The organism is Actinomadura sp. CNU-125 (assembly GCF_001942465.1).
In the GTDB taxonomy this organism is placed as follows: domain Bacteria; phylum Actinomycetota; class Actinomycetes; order Streptosporangiales; family Streptosporangiaceae; genus Spirillospora.
The window spans coordinates 1-5,130 of sequence record NZ_MKJY01000326.1 but is presented as its reverse complement, the minus strand read 5'-3'; the positions used below and the strand labels follow the sequence as shown (position 1 = coordinate 5,130).

The following is a 5,130-nucleotide window of genomic DNA, read 5'->3' as shown; positions in this document are numbered from 1 at the left end:
GGGTGCCGGGCGGGGTACGCCACGCCGGCGCGGGGCGGCGCGCGCCGCGTCCCGTGCCGGGCCGTCGGTGAGGGGCGTCAGGCGGACCGGTCGCCGCGGGCGCGAGCAGCTTCCATGCGGCGGGGAGCAGCGCGGCGGCGTCGGAACCTTCAGGGCGTCGCCCGCCAGGAACGGCGTCATGCCGAGTTCGAGGGCGCGGCCGAGGTCCACGTCCAGGCTGGCCATCAGGTAGGGCACGCCGGTGGCGTACATGATGACGGTGCCGGTGAGCATGGTCGCGGCGGTGCGCAGCGGGGTGCGGTCGCCGCCGCGGCCGGCGAGGCGGCCCACGACCGCGGCCGCCACGATGAAGCCGAGGACGTAGCCGAGGGTGGGGACGCCCGCGCCGGATTCGCCGTCGGTGAACCAGGGGACCCCGGCCAGGCCGGCCAGCAGGTACAGGGCCATGCCGATTGCGGCGCGGGCGGGGCCGAGGGCGGCGCCGGCCAGCAGGACCGCGAACGTCTGGCCGGTGACCGGGACGGGGGTGCCGGGCAGCGGGACGGCGATCTGCGCGGCGATGCCGACGAACACCGCGGAGCCGGTGATGAGGGCGGCGTCGCGGGTCAGGGACCCGGGCAGCAGGTCGCCCAGCACGGCGGGGCGCCGCTGGGCGGGATGGGCGTGAGCTGCGTGGGCAGTAGCCACTGAACCTCCCATATAGGTGTTGTCCGGTCGAAATTTAGCGAACGGCGGCGGGGGGAGGGACGGCGCGGTCGGTGGAAGCGGCGTCGCGGGCCAGGTACACGATGTCGGGTTCGCCGCGGGGGACGGGGACGGGGACGGTTTCGACGCGGGCGAAGCGGTCCCGCAGGCGGGCCTCGAAGGCGGGTGCGGTGCCCGCGCTCCAGACCGCGAGGGTTCCGTGCGGGGTGAGGCGGGAGGCGATCAGGTCGAGTCCGGCGGGGCCGTAGAGGCGGGCGTTGCCGGGGGTGACGGTCCAGTCGGGGCCGTTGTCGATGTCCAGGCACATGGCGTCGAAGGGGCCGGTGCCGGGGTCGGCGAGGGCGTCGAGCAGGTCGGCGCGTTCGACGGTGACGCGCGGGTCGTCCAGGGCGCCGCGGGACCAGGGGCGCAGCAGCGTGCGGTGCCAGCCGATCACGGCGGGTTCGCGTTCGACGACGGTGACGTGCGTGACGCCGGGGAGGGTGAGGGCCTCGGCGAGGGAGAATCCGACGCCGAGGCCGCCGATGAGGATGCGGGCGGGGGCGGGCGGGTTTGCGGCGGCGGCGCGGACCAGCAGCCGCTCGGAGGCGCCGCCGCGGGTGTCCATGAGGAACACGCCGTTGCTGATGATCTCGTAGTGTTCGCCGGCGCGGCGCAGCACCAGTTCCCCGCCGATGCCCGCGGCGCGCTCGATCACCTCCGCCGTCATGGCCCCGACCCTAGCCGATCACGGTGCGCCGCCCGCCGGACCGCCCGCCGGACCGTCCGGTGCGGGGGCGGGGGCGGGTCAGCGCAGGGCGGTGTAGACGCCCGCGGCGACGGCCCCGTACGCCAGGTGCGGCACGGCGTCCATGAGCCAGTCCGACGCCGACCATGTGCGGGGGTCGGTGAGGCCCAGCGCCGTCATGGGGGCGGCGGAACCGGCCATGGCAAGGCCGGTCAGTGCGAGCGCGGCGAGCGGGAGCGGCACCCGGCGGCGTCCGGCCAGCAGCCCGTACACCAGCGCGGCGCCCGCGCCTGCGCCGTAGCCCAGCAGCGGGCCCAGGCCCGCTTTGCGGTTCTCGGCGTCCGCGCCGGGGCCGAGCCCGACGCCGGCGGCTTCGGCGATCTTCTCGACGCTCTGCTCGGGGGTGCCGCTGGCCGGGCGGGCCCGTACGGCCATGTCGAGGTAGGTCATCACGTTCAGGGCGCTGGTTCCGGCGGCGCCGGCGACCAGTCCGCGGGTCACTGTGTCCATGTCCCGCCGCTACCCCGAACGGGGCCCCGCATCCACATCGCCGTTATGGACGCAGCACCGCAACGAGTAGGTAACAATGGGCCGCTATGTCATGGCTGAACAGAACCCGGATGACCGCCGCCGCGTCGCTGCTGTCGGCGGGCGCGCTCGCGGGCTGCGCCCTGACCGCGCTCGGCGCGACGAGCGTGCCGGGGGCGCCCGGACGCCCGGCGCGGGCGCGAGCGCCGAGTGCCCGCGCGTTCCCGCGCCCGGCGGCGAGAAGGGCCGCGAGTTGCGCGGCATGTGGATCGCCACCGTCGGCAACATCGACTGGCCCAAGGACCCCGGCGCGTCCGCCGCCGAGCAGAAGAAGCAGTTCACCCGCCTGCTCGACCGCGCCGCCGCGATGAACATGAACGCCGTGTTCGTCCAGATCCGCCCCAACTCCGACGCGTTCTACGACTCCCCGCACGAGCCGTGGTCTCAGTGGATCACCGGTGAACCCGGCAAGGACCCCGGCTACGACGTCCTGGGGTTCATGCTGAAGGAGGCGCACGCCCGCAACCTGGAGTTCCACGCCTGGTTCAACCCCTACCGCGTCAGCCGCCAGACCGACCTGAAGGAGCTCGCGCCCGGCAGCCCCGCCCGCGAGAACCCCGGATGGGTCCGCGAGTACGGCGACGGGCTCTGGTACGACCCGGGCGTCCCCGAGGTCCGGGAGCTGGTCACCAAGTCCGTCCTGGACGTGGTGAACAAGTACGACATCGACGCGGTCCACTTCGACGACTACTTCTACCCCTATCCCGAGGACGGCGAGTTCCCCGACGGCGACACCTACCGCGCGCACGGCGGCGGGAAGGACCGCGGCGACTGGCGCCGCGCCAACGTCAACGCCCTCGTGCGGACCGTGTCGGAGAAGATCCACGCGGCCAAGCCGCACGTCCGGTTCGGGATCAGCCCGTTCGGTGTGTGGCGCAACGACTCCACCGACCCGGCGGGGTCCGACACCCGCGCCCTGCAGAGCTACGACGACGTCTACGCCGACACCCGCACCTGGATCCGGGAGGGGTGGGTCGACTACGTCACCCCCCAGCTGTACTGGCCGATCGGGGACGGCGCCGCCGACTACGCCGAGCTCGTCGGCTGGTGGTCCGAGCAGGTGAAGGACACCGGCGTGCGCCTCTACATCGGGCAGGGCGCCTACCGCGTCGGGCAGGGCGGCCCCTGGGACGATCCCGCCGAGCTCACCCGGCACCTGACGCTCAACGACGAGCATCCCGAGGTGGACGGCGACGTGTACTTCAGCGCCACGAACCTCATGGACAACACCGCCGGGTTCGCCACCCGCCTGCGCGACGAGCACTACGCCCGACCCGCCATCCCGCCCGTCACCGCCCCCGCCGGCGGCGGGAACAGGGGCGGCGATGCGCCCGCGCCCGCGAGCGGCGTCACCGCCCGCCCCCACGACAAGGGCGTCGAGGTCCGCTGGAGCGCCTCGCCCGGCGCCGCGTCCCACGCGGTGTACCGGGTGGACGGGAAGGGCGACGCGTGCTCCGCCGTCGACCCCGCGCGGCTCGTCGCCGACGTCCGCGGCGGCGGGATCATCGACCCCACGGCCGAACCCGGCCGCACCTACACCTACTACGTCACCGCCGTCGACCGGTACCACCGCGAGAGCCCGCCCGCGCGCGGCGCAACGGCCGCCGCCCCGGAAGGATAATGATCTTGATCTGTGGGGAGGAACCAGTCACCCCGACCGGCCCCCCGGAGGTTAAGAGCATGGCGCTGTCGATGGAGGAGCAGCGGATCCTCACCCAGATCGAGGTCCGCCTGAGCGAGGACGACCCGCGGCTGGCCCATCGGCTCGCACGGCTCGGCGACCGCCGTCCCGGCCGCGGCCGCCGGGTCCGGCTGATCGCGGCCGCGTCCGTCGCCGTCCTGGCCGTGATCGCCGCGATCGCGATCGGTTTCGCGGCCGCCATCACCTGAACGCGGCACGGGCGCGGCACGGACGCCGCAACGACGAGCGCCGTGGCCCGGCGGGATCGGAATCCCGCCGGGGCCACGGCGTAAAGGCCGGTGTGGTGGTCGCCTCGCGGCGAAAGGCACAACGAAGCTCCGGCCCGGCCCGCGAAGGGACCGGCGGTATTCCTCGAAGGCGATGGGTAGAGCCCGGGGGACACATGCCACACCGACGCCATCCACCATAACGGCAACGGGGCACTGCTCATTCCACCCGCCCCCGTCACCGGCGTGTCCACGGCCACCTCACCGCGCGGTGACGGTTGCCTGCACGGGTGCACCGCCCCCGCCCGGCCTGCGTCCATGAAAGTGGGAACCGACGCCGACACACACGGCGGGACGCCGCGCGCAGGTGAGGAGAACGACCAGTGGACACATCGGGGGACACCGCCGGAACCACGGACGCCGAAGGACGCACCGACGGCCCTGCGGGCGGCCGTGCGGGCGGCGGCGCGGCCGAGTGGGAACTGCCCGCCTTCACCGGCGCCGCCGCCGCGGCGCGCGCCCTGACCGTCGGCGCCCTGCGCGGCTGGCGGGTCGCCGACCCCGCCGACGCGACGACATCGTCCACATCGTCGACGAACTCGTCACCAACGCCGTCCTGCACGGCACCGGCCCGATCCGGCTCCGGCTGCGCCTGCACGGCCGCCGCCTCGTCGGCGAGGTCACCGACGCCCGCCCCGCCGTGCCGCCGCCCGCCCCGGACGGCGTCCCCGTCTGGAACGAAGCCGGCCGCGGCCTGCTGCTGGTCGCGGCCCTGGCCACCGAGTACGGCACCGAACGGCACGACGGCGCAGGCGGCGGCAAGACCGTCTGGTTCAGCCGGCTGCTCACCCCCGGCGACGGCCACCGCCCCGCCGCCGCCCACTGACCCGCGCCGCGCACGGAAGCGGAACTCGATCCCCGGACCTCGCGCCCGGTGCGCTCCGTCCGGCACGCTCCGTCCGGCGTTCGTCAGCGGCGAGCGTCGCGACGAGGCGCCGCAGCGAGGCACGGGCCGGCGGGCCCCACGTCGCCTGCCCTCCGGGGCGGCCCCGCACACCGCGTCGGCGATGAACAGGCAGGCCAGGCGCGCAGCACCGCCCAAGCCGCGGGCGCGGCGCAGCGTCGCGGGCGGAGGTATGGACTGCCTCGCGGTCAACCCACGGACCGGTGCCTTCGTCCGTGAGATGCGGTACATCGCCGAG

6 protein-coding genes are annotated in these 5,130 nt (G+C 74.8%); 3 read left to right on the top strand and 3 right to left on the bottom strand.

Features of this window, described 5'->3' with window-relative positions; all coding sequences use genetic code 11:
- The 3 genes from BJF79_RS31230 to BJF79_RS31220 all read right to left on the bottom strand — a co-directional run.
- A partial coding sequence (locus tag BJF79_RS31230) for a biotin transporter BioY (protein ID WP_262402794.1) occupies nt 1-687 on the bottom strand: 687 nt, incomplete at its 3' end.
- A gap of 34 nt (nt 688-721) precedes the next feature.
- Nucleotides 722-1,414, bottom strand: a complete 693-nt coding sequence (locus tag BJF79_RS31225; protein ID WP_075902822.1) for a spermidine synthase — start codon at nt 1,412-1,414, stop codon at nt 722-724.
- 78 nt (nt 1,415-1,492) lie between these two features.
- Nucleotides 1,493-1,942 carry a hypothetical protein gene (locus BJF79_RS31220; RefSeq protein WP_075902820.1) on the bottom strand — a complete coding sequence of 150 codons (450 nt, stop codon included), beginning with the start codon at nt 1,940-1,942 and terminating at the stop codon, nt 1,493-1,495.
- Nucleotides 1,943-2,033: 91 nt separating this feature from the next.
- Between BJF79_RS31220 and BJF79_RS31215 the strand changes: the two genes are divergently transcribed.
- From BJF79_RS31215 to BJF79_RS31205, 3 genes are all read left to right on the top strand, one after another.
- Nucleotides 2,034-3,641, top strand: a complete 1,608-nt coding sequence (locus BJF79_RS31215; RefSeq protein WP_262402793.1) for a glycoside hydrolase family 10 protein — start codon at nt 2,034-2,036, stop codon at nt 3,639-3,641.
- A 59-nt stretch (nt 3,642-3,700) separates the two neighbouring features.
- A complete protein-coding gene (locus tag BJF79_RS31210) occupies nt 3,701-3,910 on the top strand; it encodes a DUF3040 domain-containing protein (RefSeq protein WP_075902818.1) in 210 nt (69 codons plus the stop codon).
- Nucleotides 3,911-4,403: 493 nt separating this feature from the next.
- A complete protein-coding gene (locus BJF79_RS31205) occupies nt 4,404-4,814 on the top strand; it encodes an ATP-binding protein (protein ID WP_075902816.1) in 411 nt (136 codons plus the stop codon).
- The last annotated feature ends 316 nt before the right edge of the window (nt 4,815-5,130 follow it).